This window comes from Xanthomonas sp. DAR 34887 (genome assembly GCF_041245805.1).
GTDB lineage: Bacteria > Pseudomonadota > Gammaproteobacteria > Xanthomonadales > Xanthomonadaceae > Xanthomonas_A > Xanthomonas_A tesorieronis.
On the sequence record NZ_CP162490.1, the window covers coordinates 3666615 to 3681584 of the forward strand.

Consider the following 14970-nt stretch of genomic DNA (forward strand, 5'->3'; position numbering starts at 1 on the left):
TCGTTCGATGCAGCGGCTGTCCCGCCCTCAATGCATCATGTTGACGTTGAGGTTGTGCATGACCCACAGCGAGCCGACCACCACGATGCCGATGATCAGCAGCGAGAACAGGCCCACGTGCACGTTGGAGCGCTGCTCGGCGGAGCGGTCCATGTGCAGGAAGTAGATCAGGTGCACCAGCATCTGCACCGCGGCCAGCACCGCGATGACGATGACGGTCACGCCCTTGGGGAAGGCGCCGCTCATGACCATGGCGAACGGGATCACGGTGAGGATCACCGCCATCACGAAGCCGATCAGGTAGGACTTCAGCCCGCCGCCGTGCGAGTGCTCGGCGTGTGCGTCGGAAGAAGAGTGGTTGGCCATTACAGCGCTCCCAGCAGGTAGACGATGGTGAACACGCCGATCCAGATCACGTCCAGGAAGTGCCAGAACAGGCTCAGGCACGCCAGACGGGTCGCGTTGCGCGGGGTCAGGCCGTTCTTGGCGATCTGGATCACCAGCACCGCCATCCACAGCAGGCCCGAGGCCACGTGCAGGCCGTGGGTGCCGACCAGGGTGAAGAACGCGGACAGGAACGCGCTGCGGCCGGGACCGGCGCCCTCTTCGATCAGGTGGTGGAACTCGTAGATTTCCATGCCCAGGAAGCCCAGGCCCAGCGCCGCGGTGACCGCCAGCCAGCCGTACATGCCGCCCAGGCTGCGCTTGTGCGCGGAGATCATCGCCAGGCCGAAGCTCAGGCTGCTGAACAGCAGCAGGAAAGTTTCCACCAGCACGAACTTCAGGTCGAACAGTTCCTTGGCGGTGGGTCCGTCCACCGTCGCGCCGGCCAGCACCGCGTAGGTCGCGAACAGGCCGGCGAAGATGAGGCAGTCGCTCATCAGGTAGACCCAGAACCCGAAGACGGTGTTGCCGCCCGCGTCGTGATGTTCGTGGTCGTGGTCATGGCCGCCCGCGTGGGCGGCGTGGGGATCGAGCGTCGTGGAAGCCATGGTTCAGACCGCCTTTGCGGCGTTGGCCGCGTGTTGCTGTTCCAGCAGGGCGAAACGCGCGTTCTCGATGCGTTCCACTTCTTCTGCCGGCACCCAGTAATCGACATCGTCGTCGAACGTGCGCGCGATGAAGCTGCCGATCATGCCGACCAGGCCGATGATCGCCATCCACCAGATGTGCCAGATCAAGCCGAAGCCCAGCACCACGCTGAAGGCGCCGATCCAGACCCCGGCCGCGGTGTTGCGCGGCATGTGGATCGGTTCGTACTTGGCCGGACGCGTCCAGCCCTTGCCCTTGAGCTTGTCTTCCCAGAACTGGTCGCGGTCGTCGATGTGTGGCAGCACCGCGAAGTTGTAGAACGGCGGCGGCGAGGACGTGGCCCACTCCAGCGTGCGGCCATCCCACGGGTCGCCGGTCAGGTCCAGGTTGTCCTTGCGCTTCCAGACGCTGTAGCCGATCTGCACCAGGTTCAGGAAGATGCCGATACCGATGATCGCCGCGCCAGCCGCGGCCACCATCAGCCACGGCGCCCACTCCGGATGGTTGTAGCTGTTCATGCGCCGGGTCATGCCCATGAAGCCGAGCACGTACAGCGGCATGAAGGCGATGAAGAAGCCGATGATCCAGCACCAGAACGAGGCCTTGCCCAGCGTCTCGTTGAGCTTGAAGCCGAACGCCTTCGGGAACCAGTAGGTCAGGCCGGCCAGGTAGCCGAACACCACGCCGCCGATGATCACGTTATGGAAGTGCGCGATCAGGAACAGGCTGTTGTGCAGCACGAAGTCCACCGCCGGGATCGCCAGCATCACCCCGGTCATGCCGCCGATGGTGAAGGTGATGATGAAGCCGATCGTCCACAGCACCGGCGCGGTCATGCGCACCCGGCCGCGGAACATGGTGAACAGCCAGTTGAAGATCTTCACCCCGGTGGGGATGGAGATGATCATCGTGGTGATGCCGAAGAAGGCGTTGACGTTGGCGCCCGAGCCCATCGTGAAGAAGTGGTGCAGCCACACGATGAACGACAGCACGCCGATGCACGAGGTCGCATAGACCATCGAGGTGTAGCCGAACAGGCGCTTGCGGCTGAAGGTGGCGATCAGTTCGGAGAAGATGCCGAACGCCGGCAGGATCAGGATATAGACTTCCGGGTGGCCCCAGATCCAGATCAGGTTGACGTACATCATGGCGTTGCCGCCGCCGTCGTTGGTGAAGAAGTGCGTGCCCAGATAACGGTCGGCACCCAGCAGCGCCAGCGCCACGGTCAGGATCGGGAACGCGGCGATGATCAGGATGTTGGTGATCAGCGCGGTCCAGGTGAAGATCGGCATGCGCATCAGGGTCATGCCCGGCGTGCGCATGCGCATGATCGTCACGAAGAAGTTGATGCCGGTCAGCAATGTGCCCAGACCCGATATCTGCAAGGCCCAGATGTAGTAGTCCACGCCGACCCCGGGACTGTATTCCAGCCCCGACAGCGGCGGATACGCCAGCCAGCCGGTCTGGGCGAATTCGCCCACGCCCAGCGAGATGTTGACCAGCGCCGCGCCGGCCACGAACAGCCAGAAGCTCAGCGAGTTCAGGAACGGGAACGCCACGTCGCGCGCGCCGATCTGCAGCGGCACGATCAGGTTCAACAGGCCGGTCATGAACGGCATGGCCATGAAGAAGATCATGATCACGCCGTGCGCGGTGAAGATCTGGTCGTAGTGGTGCGGCGGGAAGATGCCCTCGTTGCCGCCGTGCGCGATCGCCTGCTGGGTGCGCATCATCGCCGCGTCGGCGAAGCCACGCAGCAGCATGACCAGCGCCACCAGGATGTACATCACGCCGATGCGCTTGTGGTCGACCGAGGTGAACCACTCCTTCCAGAGATAGCCCCACAGCTTGTACTTGGTGACCGCGGCGACCACCAGCAGGCCGAGCAGGCCGGCACCGCCGAGGGCGCCCATGATGATCGGCTCGTGGTACGGAACCGCCTCGAGCGTGAGTTTGCCTAGCATCACTTGTCTCCAGAAGTGCACATGGCGACCGGCTCGGTAGCCGATGCCGGATGGGCGTCGTGGCCTTCCATCTTGTGGCCCTTGCCCATCATGTATTTGTCGAGCAACGACTTGAACATGCCGTCCTGCACCGACGAGTAGTAGGTCACCGGGTACTGCGCCTTGTCGTTGCGGTTGGCCGCCAGGATCTGGAACTCGGCCTGGTCCAGCGCCTTCGGCGCGGCCTTGACCTTGGCCACCCAGGCGTCGAAGCCGGCCTGGTCGGTGGCGTGCGCGGCGAAGCCCATCTTCGAGAAGCCGTGGCCGCTGTAGTTCGCCGACAGGCCGAAGTACTCGCCCGGCTCGTTGGCGATCAGGTGCAGCTTGGTCTCCATGCCGGCCATCGCGTAGATCTGCGTGCCCAGGTGCGGGATGAAGAACGAGTTCATCACCGTATCGGAGGTGATCTTGAAGTTCAGCGGCGTATCCACCGGGAACGCGATCTCGTTGACCGTGGCGATGCCCTGCTCCGGATAGATGAACATCCACTTCCAGTCCAGCGCCACCGCTTCGATGGTGATCGGCTTGACGTCGGAATCCAGCGGCTTGTACGGATCCAGCTCATGCGAGGAGCGCCAGGTCAGCACCGCCAGCACCAGGATGATCATGCACGGGATCGACCACACCACCACCTCGATCGCGGTGGAATGCGACCAGTTCGGCTCGTAGCGGGCCTTGGTGTTGGAAGCGCGGTAGCGCCAGGCGAAGGCCAGGGTCATCACGATGACCGGGACCACCACCAGCAGCATCAGCACCACCGAGGTGATCAGCAACGTCTTTTCGTCGTGGCCGATCTGCCCCTTGGGGTTGAGGATGGCCGCGTCGCACCCCGCCAGCAGCAGCGCAGGCAGGAGCAACAGACCGGAGCGCAGCGAGCGCCGGAGTTGTTTCAACGGAATCATCGAACGATCCAATTGCGTAGGGGATGCGGACCGCACAACGGCGAACGGGAGCGGCCCGTGACGGGCGTTTCCGCGTTTCCTGCGGCATCCTGGCCGGCATGCGCGATCGACCACGCATTTTATGCTGCCGTGCGGCATCTCCGAAAGCCATTGACAAGGCCGAGCGTGCGCACAGGCGCGTTTTTGCGTGCGACACATTGCCGCACCTGCGTGCGACGGATCGCCGCAGGCGGCCCGAGACGCGCGGCGGCCGCCGTCCATCTCGTCACAATCTGAGATGAAATCGGGCGCGGGGGGCGCCGCTTCGGCACGGCTTTTCCCCGTTCTACGCGAACCGCGCGTGGCGACCAGCCGTTGCGTGACCGCTTCAGCGGCCCGGCCGGCCCCGCTCCGGCGCTACGGCCGCGCCACCGCCTTCTTCTGCTTGATCTGCTCGATGTAGTTGTAGATGGTGAAGCGGCTGACCCCCAGCGCCGCCGCCACCTGCTCCACGCTGTTGCGGATCAGGAACAGGCCGCGATGCATCATCGCCTCCACCGCGTACATCTTCTCTTCCTTGTTCATCAGCGCCGGCGGCTTCATGAAGCGCTTGACCGCGTCGTCGATGATCTCCTGCATCATCGCCTCCAGCCCGACCTCGCCGGCAGGGGCCTCGCTGCGCGACGGCTTGGCCTTCCGGTGCAGCATCTGCTCCAGCCAGCCATGCGCCATCTCGAACACGGTCATGTCGGCGTTGAGGCACAGCGCGGCCACCGGCTGGCCGGCGCCGTCGCGGAACAGCAGCGTGGCCGAACGCAGGTGGCGGCCGGCGGCATTGGTGGTCTGGTACTCGTCGACGATCGACCAACTGATGCTGCCGGTACCCGCCACGTCGCGGTAGAGCTCGCTGAAACCGGCGTCCTCGCGCGGGCCGCTGAGGATCGGGTCGCCGAGGTTGCGCCCGGACACATGGCCGTTGGCGATCGCCAGCACCGAGGCGTCGGGCGCGGACAGGTCGTGCAGCACCACTTCGATGTTCTCGCCGATCACTCCGCCGAGCAGGGCCACCACCGGCTTGAGCAACTCGAACAGGTCACGCACCTGCACACCTGCGCCCAGGCCCTGCGTAGCGGTGGGAGCAGGCGCCGCCTTGCCACGGATGCGCTTGGCGGCGGGCGCCGCCTCGGCCTTGTGCGGCGCTGCGCGCTTTTTCGCTGTTGCCATCGAATCGTTCCGTCCTGAGAAGTGCCGGCGCATGCGCAGCGGCCATCTTGCCGGCTGCGCCGGCGGGCGTCGAGGCGGCGGCGCAACGGCACAGTCCGCACAGGAAAGATTGTGACGCGGTCTTGACATACAAATTATTTTTGTATATCAACAAACTGTTGAAGCAACACCAGGCCCGCGGCGCCAGGGGGTGGCGCGGGCCAGCCAACCACAGTCGCGCCCTCGCACCGGGCGTCGCGCCACGCTTCACCAGGGGACAAGCAAGCAGACCATGTCGACGTCCATGCCGTCCGTCAGATCGTGCTGTCGCGCCAGTGCCTGGCTGCTTCCGCTCGCCGTTGCCGCGGCGCTGTGGCTGGCCGCTGTCGCCAGCGTGTCGGCGGCGGTGCCGGCGCATGCGGACGTGCAGGTGCGCTCAGCCGGCAGCGTGGCCGTCGAGGGCCACGGCACGCTGCGCTACGCGGCCGAGGCCGGCCTGCTGCCGATTTACGAGGATGAGAGCGGGCGGCGGATGGCGTCGGTGTTCTTCGTCGGCTACAGCGTACCGGCCGGTGCCGGCGCAGCGCGGCCGCTCACCTTCCTGTGGAACGGCGGCCCCGGCTCCAATGCCGCGCAACTGCACCTGGGCGTGGGTCCGCGACGCCTGGATACCGCCGACCGCCTGCCGGACTGGACGCCGGCGCAGAGCGAGCGGCCGCTGGTCGACAACACCGACAGCTGGCTGGGCGCGAGCGATCTGGTGTTCGTCGATCCGCTGGGCACCGGCTACAGCCGCGCGGTCGACAGCAAGGACCTGCCCACGCTGTACACCGCGCACGGCGATGCGGAAGTCGTGGCCGAAGCGATCCGGGTCTACCTCACGCGCCACGACGCCTGGGACCGCCCGCTGTACCTGGCCGGCGAAAGCTATGGCGTGACCCGCGCGACATTGGTCGCCGAAGCGCTGCAGCGGCGCGGCATGCCGGTGCGCGGCGTGGTGCTGGTGTCCAACAACTTCGACCTGGGCACGCCGCCACCGGCGTATCCGGAAGACGCGTTGAACGTGCCGCAATTCACTGCGGCGGCGCACTACCACCACCGCCTCGATGCCGCGCTGCAGGCGCTGGACGAAGCGGCCGCGGTCGCCCAGGCGCAGGCGTGGACGCAGCACGAATACCTGCCGTTCCTGTCCGCCGCGGCGGCACAGACGCCGCAGGCGCGGCGCCGGATCCTGGAGGCGCTGGTGCGCTTCACCGGCCTGCGCGCACAGGACATCGACACCGAGCATCTGACCGTCTCCACCGCCGATTTCGCCGACCGCCTGCTCGCCACGCAAGGCCTCGAACTGGGCCGCTACGACCTGCGCATGACCGCGCCGCGTCGCGCCAAGGATGCGCCGTGGATGCCGGGCATCGACCCGAGCCTGCGGCCGATGGCCGGCCTGATGAACGGCACCTCGCGCGTGTTCAACCGCTATCTGCGCCAGCAGCTCGGCTTCGAAAGTGACCTGCAGTATCGGGGACCGTTCGGCAACGCGTTCCATCCGCTGCCGCGCCGCACCGATCCGACATCCGGCCTGCCGGACGACTGGATGGCGCAGCAGTGGGATTTCACGCAGAAGGTTCCCGACGGCGCCGATGCGCCGCTGCGCAAGGCGATGGACCAGAACCCGCAGTTGCGCGTGCTGAGCCTGCGCGGCCGCTACGACGGCTGGCCGTGCGAAAGCTCGGTGGAAACCACCCGCGCCGCCGGCCCGCGCTTTGCGGCGCGGGTGAGCAACCTGTGCCTGCAAGGCGGGCACATGTGGTACTCCGAACGCGCCAGCCGCGCCCAGGGCCGCCGCGCGTTCGAGGCCTTCCTCGCCGCCTCCCCCTCTCTTCCCAGCACCGACTAGCCCCATGCGCTCCGCGACCGCACGCCCCGGCCCTGTGCCGCCGAAGACCCTCGCGTCGTTGCCGATGCTGGCGCTTGCCCTGGCCATGCTGCTGGCGCAGCCCGCCGGCCGCGCGCATGCCGCCGAGCCCGGGTTCGTCGATCCGACCACGCTGGGCCCGGTGTCGCTGCCGACGCCGGTGACCACGCGGCACCACGGCACGTTCAACGGCCAGCGCATCGACTACGCCGCGACGGTGGAAAGTTACGCCATCGCCGGCGCCGACGGGCGACCGCTCGCGCGCCTGGTGTCCACCGCCTACGTGGCGGCGTCCGCCGAGCGATCGCGGCCGGTGCTGTTCGCCTTCAACGGCGGCCCGATCGCGGCTAGCACGCCGCTGCATTTCGGCCTGCTCGGCCCGCGGCGGCTGGCCGTGCCTGACGACCTGCACGCACAGGCGACCGGCTTCAAGCTGGTGGACAACCGCCATTCGCCGCTGGATGCGACCGACATCGTCATCTTCGACCCGGCCAGCACCGGCTACAGCCGCGTCGCCGACGGTGTGGCGCCGGCCAGCCAGTTCTCCACCCGCGCCGACGCGCGCCAGCTCGCGCAACTGGTGGCGGCATGGCTGGACCGGCACGGCCGCCGCGGTTCGCCCGTTTATCTGCTGGGCGAAAGCTACGGCACTTTGCGCGCGCCGGAAGCGGCCACGCAATTGAAGGCCTCCGGCATCGCGGTGGACGGCATCGTCCTGCTCGGCCAGGCCGCCAACATCCTCGAATACGCGCAGCGCCGCGACAACATCGTCAGCTACGCGGTGTCGCTGCCGACCCTGGCCGCGCTCGGCTGGTACCACGGCAAGGTCGAGCGCAAGGGCCGCAACCTGGCGCAGTTCGTGGATGAGGCAGCCGCCTATGGCCGCGATCGCTACCTGACCACGCTGTTCCTCGGCAACCGCGCCAGCGCGCAGCAACGCGAGGAGGTGGCGCAGGCGCTGCAGGGCTTCACCGGCCTGCCGGCGCAGGCGTGGCTGCAGGCCGACCTGAAGGTCTCCAAGGTCGCCTACGCGCGACAGCTGTTCCCGGGGCAGATCCTGTCGGCCAGCGACGGCCGCTACCTGCTCGATGCGCAGGGCAATTCGAGCAGCATTCCCGACTACAACACCGTTGCCGAGCGCTACTACCGGCAGATTCTGAAAGTCCCCGCGCAGGCGGGCCACTACTCCACCGCGATGCCGACCTCCAGCGACTTCAACGCCTGGGACTGGGACAGCAACAAGTCGCCGTTCGGCGACTACCCGTGGGTCGGGCAGCTGCGCGACCTGCTGGCGTCCAACCCGCGCTGCCGGCTGCTGGTCGGCAACGGCTACTACGACAGCCAGACCACGCTCGGCGCCATGGACTATCTCGCCGCGCAGTCGGGCTTGCCGATGCAGCAGGTGCGCACTCGCTACTACGAGGGCGGACACATGATGTACACGGTCGAGCGCAGCGCCGCCGACCTCGCCGAGGACATCCGCCAGATGGTCCGCCGCACCTGGTGACATGACATTCCGCAGTTCCCGCAGCACCCGTGGTTCGCGCTCCACCCCTCCCGCCCACCGCCCGCCAGACGAGTCCCGCCCATGTCATCCGCCGCCCGCCGCAACCGCCTCTCCCAGTTCATTTCGCGCGCACTGTGCTGCCCGGCCAGCGCGCTCCTGCTGCTGCCGTCCGTCGCGCTCGCCCAGCAGGACGACGGCGCCACCGCGGCCAAGCAGCTGGACACCATCACCGTGACCGCGCAGAAGCGCAGCGAGCGGCTGCAGGACGTGCCGATGTCGGTGCAGGTGCTCAACACCGAGAAGATGAGCAGCGAAGGCAGCTACAAGCTGGCCGACTACTTCGCGCAGCTGCCCGGCCTGTCCTACATCCAGTCGCCGATGAGCAGCAACATCGTGCTGCGCGGCATCGCCACCGACTCGGGCATCGGCAGCCGCCCCACCTCGGGCATCGTCATCGACGACGTGCCGTACGGCTCGGCGCTGAACACCGGCGCGATCCCCGACCTGGATCCATCCGACCTGCAGCAGATCGAAGTGCTGCGCGGCCCGCAGGGCACGCTGTACGGCGCAAGCAGCATGGGCGGTCTGATCAAGTACGTGATGACCGATCCGGACACCAGCGCGACCTTCGGCCGCGTCGAGGCCGGCGGCTCCACCGCCGCGCACGGCGGCTCCGGCTACAACGCGCGCACCGCGGTGAACCTGCCGTTCTCCGACCGCTTCGCGCTGCGGGTCAGCCTGTTCCAGCGCCAGGATCCGGATTTCGTCCACAACACCAACAGCGACGACAAGAACGACAGCCAGGTGCGCGGCGGCCGCGTCTCGGCGCTGTGGAACGTCACCGACACCGTGACCGTGCGTTCTTCGGCGCTGTTCCAGGACACCGAGACCGGCGCCAGTTCGGTGATCGATACCGACCCCGAGCTGCATCCGCTGTACGGTCAGTACAGCCGCGACCGCATCCGCGGCGGCGACACCTTCAAGGGCCAGGTGCGCTTCTACACCACCAAGGTCAGCTGGGACCTGGGCTGGGCCATGCTGGACAGCATCAGCGGCTATGCGCAGCACCGCAGCCGCGCCTACCAGGACGTGGGCTACACCACCATCGGCCGGCTCGCGCCGGTGTTCGCCGGCATCTTCGGGCTGGACAGCGACAACCCCAGCTCGCTGATCGACAACCGCTACAACATCGACCGCACCACCCAGGAAGTGCGGCTGGTCTCGCAGGGCCAGCGCGCGCTGGACTGGCAGGTCGGCGCGTTCTACAGCGACGAGGAAGCCAAGAGCACGCAGAACTTCTACATCGCCGACAAGACCAGCGCCACCATCTACCGCGATTTTCCGCTGCTGGTCTCGCTCGGCGACAACACCTACCGCGAGAAAGCGGTGTACGCCGACGGCACCTACCACTTCACCCCGCAGTTCGACATCCAGGTCGGCGCCCGCTACGCGCGCAACAGCCTGCGCGAGAACAGCGACACCGGCGGCCTGCTGCAGGATCCGGAGCAGAGCTTCGACAGCAACAAGGACAGCGCCACCACCTACCTGTTCTCGCCGCGCTACCGCTTCAACGATCAGTTGATGACCTACCTGCGCGTGGCCTCCGGCTACCGCGCCGGCGGCAGCAACGGCACGCTGGTGGCCAGCGTGCCGTTCTCCTACGACTCCGACAGCCTGTGGAGTTACGAGCTGGGACTGAAGACCCAGTTGCTGGACCATTCGCTGAGCCTGGATGCGGCGCTGTTCCGCATCAACTGGAGCGATCTGCAGATCTCGCAGGTCGAGCCGACCCTGGGCAGCAGCTACACCACCAACGCCGGCAAGGCCACCAGCCAGGGCCTGGAGCTGTCGGTCAACTGGGTACCGTCGGCCGACTGGAAACTCAGCGCCAGCTATGCCTACACCGACGCCACGCTGGCCCAGGACATCCCCGGCTACATCGAGGGATCCTCCGCCTACGGCAAGGACGGCGATCGCCTGCCCTACTCGGCGCGCAACAGCGCCTCGGCCTCGCTCAAGCGCTACTTCGCGCTGGGCGACAACCTGGAGGGCTTCGTCGGCGCCGATGCGGCCTACATGGGTGATCGCGACATGGAGTTCACCACCTCGGCCAACATCCCGCGCATCCACCTGCCCAGCTACACCACCGTGGGCCTCAACGCCGGCGTGCAGGGCCAGGCCTGGAGCGCCACGCTGTACGTGCGCAACCTCACCGACGAGGTCGGCTACATCAACGCCAACCGCCGCGGTTCGCTGGCCAGCTCCACGCTCGGCGCCACGCTGATCCAGCCGCGCACGGTCGGGCTGACCCTGGCCTGGGACTACTGATGCGCATCGCCGGCCGCCGCGTGGCGGCCGGCCCTTCTCCCTGTCCCTGTTGCGGAATTCCCCGATGAACTGGATCCACGGCCTGGCGCTGCTGCTGTGCGCGGCGCTACCGTTCGCCGCTGCCGCCGACGACGCGGCGCCGCTGCCAAGACCGACCCTGTTGTCCAGCCCACAGCAGGCCCGCATCGGCGAACAGCGGCTGCGCTATCGGGTCAGCTTCGACCAACTCGATTTCGCTGGCGAGAGCCGCGACCGTGTCGCCTCGATCAGCGCCATCGGCTATCTGGCCGAGCGCGCGGACGCCGACACGCGGCCGGTGCTGTTCGCCTTCAACGGCGGCCCTGGCGCATCGTCGGTGCTGCAGGTCGAAGGTCTCGGCCCGCGGCTGCGCGTGCGCGACGGAAAGCGACAGAAACTGATCGCCAATCCGCACGGCATCCTCGATGCCGCCGACCTGGTGTTCATCGATCCGCCCGGCACCGGCTTCAGCCAGGCCCCGGCCGATGCCGCCGCACGCGCACGCTACTGGTCCGATCACGGCGACGCCAAGGCCGTGGAAGCGATGATCCGGCACTGGCTCAAGACGCACGGCCGCGAACACGCACCGCTGTATCTCGCCGGCGAAAGCTACGGCGGCTACCGGCTCGCCCTGCTCGCCGCGGACATCGCCGACCTGCGTCCGGCCGGGGTGCTGCTGATCTCGCCGCTGCTCGATGCCACAAGCACCGACGACAGCGCCGGCAACGACCTGCGCGCAGTGTTCGACCTGCCCTCGCTGATCGTCGCCGCCGCCGCCCACGGCAAGGGCGAACTGGCCGGGCGAGCGGTCGCAGACGTCTATGCGCAGGCGCGTGCGTTCGCGCTCGGCGACTACGCACAGGCCCTGCTGCAGGGCAGCGCCTTGCCGGCCGACGCACGCAGCCGCATCGCGACGCGCCTGGCCGCGCTGCTGGGCCTGCCGGCGCAAACGTTGCTGGCGGCCGACCTGCGGCCGGACGTGGAAAGCTTCCGGCTCGGCGTGCTCGCCGCCGACGGCCAGCAGATCGGCCGGCTCGACAGCCGCGTCGCCGCGCCGCTGCCGGCGCCGCACGCAGCGGACAACGGCCGGCCCTCCGCCGCCAACGATCCGGCGCTGGGCCTGGGCCGCAGCAACCGGATCAACTCCGCGGTCATGGCCGACTACCTGCACGGCCTGTTCGGCGCCGCGTTGCCGCGCGACTACGTCAGCCTGGACATCGACATCGCCATGGCCTGGCGCTTCGCCGCCGACGATGGCGCCGGCCCGCGCCCGTTCGGCAGCGCCATGCGCTTCAATCCCACGCCGAACCTGGCGCGGCTGGCGCAGGCCAATCCCGGCTTCCATGTGCTTGCGCTCAACGGCTATTACGACCTGGCCGTGCCCGCGCTCGGCCCGTGGTACGCGCTGCACCACAGCGCGCTGGATCCGGCGCGCATCGATTTCCGTCTGCTGCCCGGCGGCCACGCCGTGTTCGCGGAAGACGCATTGCGCCCGCAGCTGCACAGCCTGCTGAAGGACTTCCTGCAATGACCCGCACGCTGCTGCTCACCGCGCTCGGCCTCGCCTGCACGTTCGCCGGCCACGCCGCGCGCGCCGCCACCGCGCCGCAATCGCTGGTGCTGATCGCCAACGGCGAGAACGTCGGCTACCTGAAGGCCACCGCCGACGGCGACACCTACGAGGTCGATTACCACGTCGACAACAACGGCCGCGGTCCCAAACACCACGAGACGATCGTGCTCGGCGAGGATGCGTTGCCGCTGGCGTGGTCGATCGCCGGCACCTCGCTGATGGGCGGCAAGGTCGCCGAGCGTTATCAATGGCGCGACGGCATCGCCGAATGGAGCAGCCAGGCCGACAGCGGCCGCACCCCGCAGCCGCGCCCGGCGCTGTACATCGCCAACGACAGCAGCCCCTGGGCGATGTGGACCTACGCCAAGGCATTGCTGGCCGCGCCCGATCACGCCCTGAACGTGCTGCCCCGCGGCCGCATGCGGCTGGAGCTGGTCGGCACCCTGGCGCTGCAAGGCCAGGCCGGCGCGCCGCCGCTGCAGGCGCGGCTGCTGCGGCTGTCCGGCCTGGATCTGGAACCGCACTACCTGGCCGTCGATGCCGACGACGCCCTGCTGGCCGACATCGACGACGACGCCGTGGCGATCCGCGACGGCTACCAGGCGCAGGTGGCGACCATCGCCGATGCGGTGAAGGCGCAACAATTCGCGCACGCGCAGGCATTTCAGCGCCATCTCGCGCATCCGCTGACCCATGGCCTGTGGCTGCGCAATGTGCATGTGTTCGATCCGGTCAACGGACTGCGCAGCGACGCGGTGAACCTGCATGTCGCCGACGGCCACATCGTCTCGATGGACGCGCGCTGGCAGCCGGCGCCCGGCGACAGCGTCTACGACGGCAACGGCGGCACCGTGATTCCCGGCCTGCACGACATGCATTCGCACAGCACCCTGTCCTCCGGGCTGTGGTACCTCGCTGCGGGCGTCACCAACACCCGCGACATGGGCAACGACAACGCCTTCCTGCTCGATCTCAACGCGCGCATCGAACGCGGCGAGATCGCCGGCCCGCGCATCGTGCGCAACGGCTTCCTGGAAGGCCGCAGCCCGTATTCGGCGCGCAACGGCTTCGTCGTCGACACGCTGGACGACGCGCTGAAGGACGTCGCCTGGTACAAGGCCCACGGCTACTGGCAGATCAAGATCTACAATTCGATGAACCCGGCCTGGGTGGCGCCGATCGCCGAACGCGCGCATGCGCTGGGCATGGGCGTCACCGGCCACATCCCGGCCTTCACCAACGCCGACGCGATGATCGCCGCCGGCTACGACGAGGTCACCCATATCAACCAGCTGATGCTCGGCTGGGTGCTGTCCCCCGTAGAAGACACGCGCACGCCGTTGCGGCTGACCGCGATGCGGCGCGTCGCCGACCTGGATCTCGACGCGCCGCAGGTGCGGCACACGCTGGAGCTGATGCGCCAGCGCGACATCGCCCTGGACACCACCGAGGTGATCGTGGAACGGCTGATGCTGAGCCGCGCCGGCAGCGTGCTGCCCGCCGATGCGCCGTACCTGTCGCACATGCCGATCGCCTACCAGCGCTACCGCCAGCGCACCTTCGTTCCCGATCTCGACGCGCAGGCCGACGCGCAGTACCGCCGCGCACTGGACAAGACCCTGCAGCTGATCGGCCGCCTGCACCGCCAGGGCACCGTGCTGCTGCCCGGCACCGACGACACCACCGGCTTCACCGTGCACCGCGAACTGGAACTGTACGTCGCCGCCGGGCTGACCCCGCAGCAGGCGCTGCGCGCCGCCACCTGGCAGAGCGAGCTGCATTTCGGGCGCACCGACCGACTCGGCAGCGTGCACCCGGGCAAGCAGGCCGATTTCGTGCTGCTGCCCGGCGATCCGACCACCGACATCGCCGCGATCCGCCGGCCCTCGCTGGTGGTGAAGGACCAGACCCTGTACCTGCCCGCCGACATCTACCGCGCCCTGGGCGTGGAGCCGTTCGCGCCGGCCCCAAAGAAACTTCAATGACCCCGATCCCCCATCCCATGCAGACCCCGCACGCCCAACCAACCGATACCGTGAGCGCGCGCCTGCGTGCGCTCGGCATGACCTTGCCGCCACCGCTGCGCGTGCCAGACGGGGTGGTCCTGCCGTTCGCGCCGGTGCACGTGATCGGCACCCGCGTGTTGATCTCCGGCCACGGCCCGCAACACGCCGACGGCAGCATGGCCGGCGGCGTCGGCCGCGTCGGCGACGAACTGGACGAAGCCCAGGGTTACGCCGCCGCACGCGCCACCGCCCTGTCGATGCTGGCCAGCCTGGAACGCAGCCTGGGCAGCCTGGAGCGGATCAAGCGCTGGGTGCGCGTGTTCGGCATGGTCCGCTGCGCGCCCGGCTTCCAGCGCCTGCCGAACGTGATCAACGGCTGCTCGGACCTGCTGCTGGCGCTATGGGGGCCGGAACTGGGCCAACATGCACGCAGCGCGGTCGGCATGGCCGAGCTTCCGTTCGGCATCCCGGTCGAGATCGAAGCCGAAGCCGAACTGCACTGACCCT

11 protein-coding genes are annotated in these 14970 nt (G+C 68.2%); 6 read left to right on the top strand and 5 right to left on the bottom strand.

The window, feature by feature from the left end; genetic code table 11:
* Positions 1 to 27 precede the first annotated feature (27 nt).
* The 5 genes from cyoD to AB3X08_RS15395 form a co-directional block, all read right to left on the bottom strand.
* On the bottom strand, positions 28 to 366 hold the full coding sequence (cyoD, locus tag AB3X08_RS15375; RefSeq protein ID WP_369933649.1) for a cytochrome o ubiquinol oxidase subunit IV: 339 nt from the start codon (positions 364 to 366) through the stop codon (positions 28 to 30).
* Positions 366 to 992: a cytochrome o ubiquinol oxidase subunit III gene (gene cyoC / locus AB3X08_RS15380; protein WP_369933650.1), complete on the bottom strand. Its 627-nt coding sequence runs from the start codon at positions 990 to 992 to the stop codon at positions 366 to 368. The genes cyoD and cyoC overlap by 1 nt, the downstream gene beginning before the upstream one ends.
* 3 nt (positions 993 to 995) lie before the next feature.
* Entirely contained in the window at positions 996 to 2996 is a 2001-nt protein-coding gene (gene cyoB, locus AB3X08_RS15385) for a cytochrome o ubiquinol oxidase subunit I (protein WP_369933652.1), read from the bottom strand.
* Complete coding sequence (gene cyoA, locus AB3X08_RS15390) at positions 2996 to 3937, bottom strand: ubiquinol oxidase subunit II (RefSeq protein ID WP_369933654.1); 942 nt, start codon at positions 3935 to 3937, stop codon at positions 2996 to 2998. Before cyoA ends, cyoB begins: the two co-directional genes overlap by 1 nt.
* A 396-nt stretch (positions 3938 to 4333) precedes the next feature.
* Positions 4334 to 5140, bottom strand: coding sequence for a helix-turn-helix transcriptional regulator (locus AB3X08_RS15395; protein WP_369933656.1), 807 nt, complete (start codon positions 5138 to 5140; stop codon positions 4334 to 4336).
* Between the two features lie 283 nt (positions 5141 to 5423).
* Between AB3X08_RS15395 and AB3X08_RS15400 the strand changes: the two genes are divergently transcribed.
* The 6 genes from AB3X08_RS15400 (at position 5424) to AB3X08_RS15425 (ending at position 14966) form a co-directional block, all read left to right on the top strand.
* The gene (locus AB3X08_RS15400; protein ID WP_369933658.1) at positions 5424 to 7013 is read left to right on the top strand and encodes a S10 family serine carboxypeptidase-like protein; all 1590 of its coding nucleotides are present in this window, start codon (positions 5424 to 5426) and stop codon (positions 7011 to 7013) included.
* Between the two features lie 4 nt (positions 7014 to 7017).
* Positions 7018 to 8538, top strand: coding sequence for a S10 family peptidase (locus AB3X08_RS15405; RefSeq protein ID WP_369933659.1), 1521 nt, complete (start codon positions 7018 to 7020; stop codon positions 8536 to 8538).
* Between the two features lie 81 nt (positions 8539 to 8619).
* On the top strand, positions 8620 to 10866 hold the full coding sequence (locus tag AB3X08_RS15410) for a TonB-dependent receptor (RefSeq protein ID WP_369933661.1): 2247 nt from the start codon (positions 8620 to 8622) through the stop codon (positions 10864 to 10866).
* A 64-nt stretch (positions 10867 to 10930) separates the two neighbouring features.
* A complete protein-coding gene (locus AB3X08_RS15415) occupies positions 10931 to 12415 on the top strand; it encodes a S10 family serine carboxypeptidase-like protein (RefSeq protein WP_369933662.1) in 1485 nt (494 codons plus the stop codon).
* Positions 12412 to 14442: an amidohydrolase family protein gene (locus AB3X08_RS15420; protein ID WP_369933663.1), complete on the top strand. Its 2031-nt coding sequence runs from the start codon at positions 12412 to 12414 to the stop codon at positions 14440 to 14442. The genes AB3X08_RS15415 and AB3X08_RS15420 overlap by 4 nt, the downstream gene beginning before the upstream one ends.
* Positions 14439 to 14966, top strand: coding sequence for a RidA family protein (locus tag AB3X08_RS15425; protein WP_369933664.1), 528 nt, complete (start codon positions 14439 to 14441; stop codon positions 14964 to 14966). The genes AB3X08_RS15420 and AB3X08_RS15425 overlap by 4 nt, the downstream gene beginning before the upstream one ends.
* Positions 14967 to 14970 lie beyond the last annotated feature (4 nt).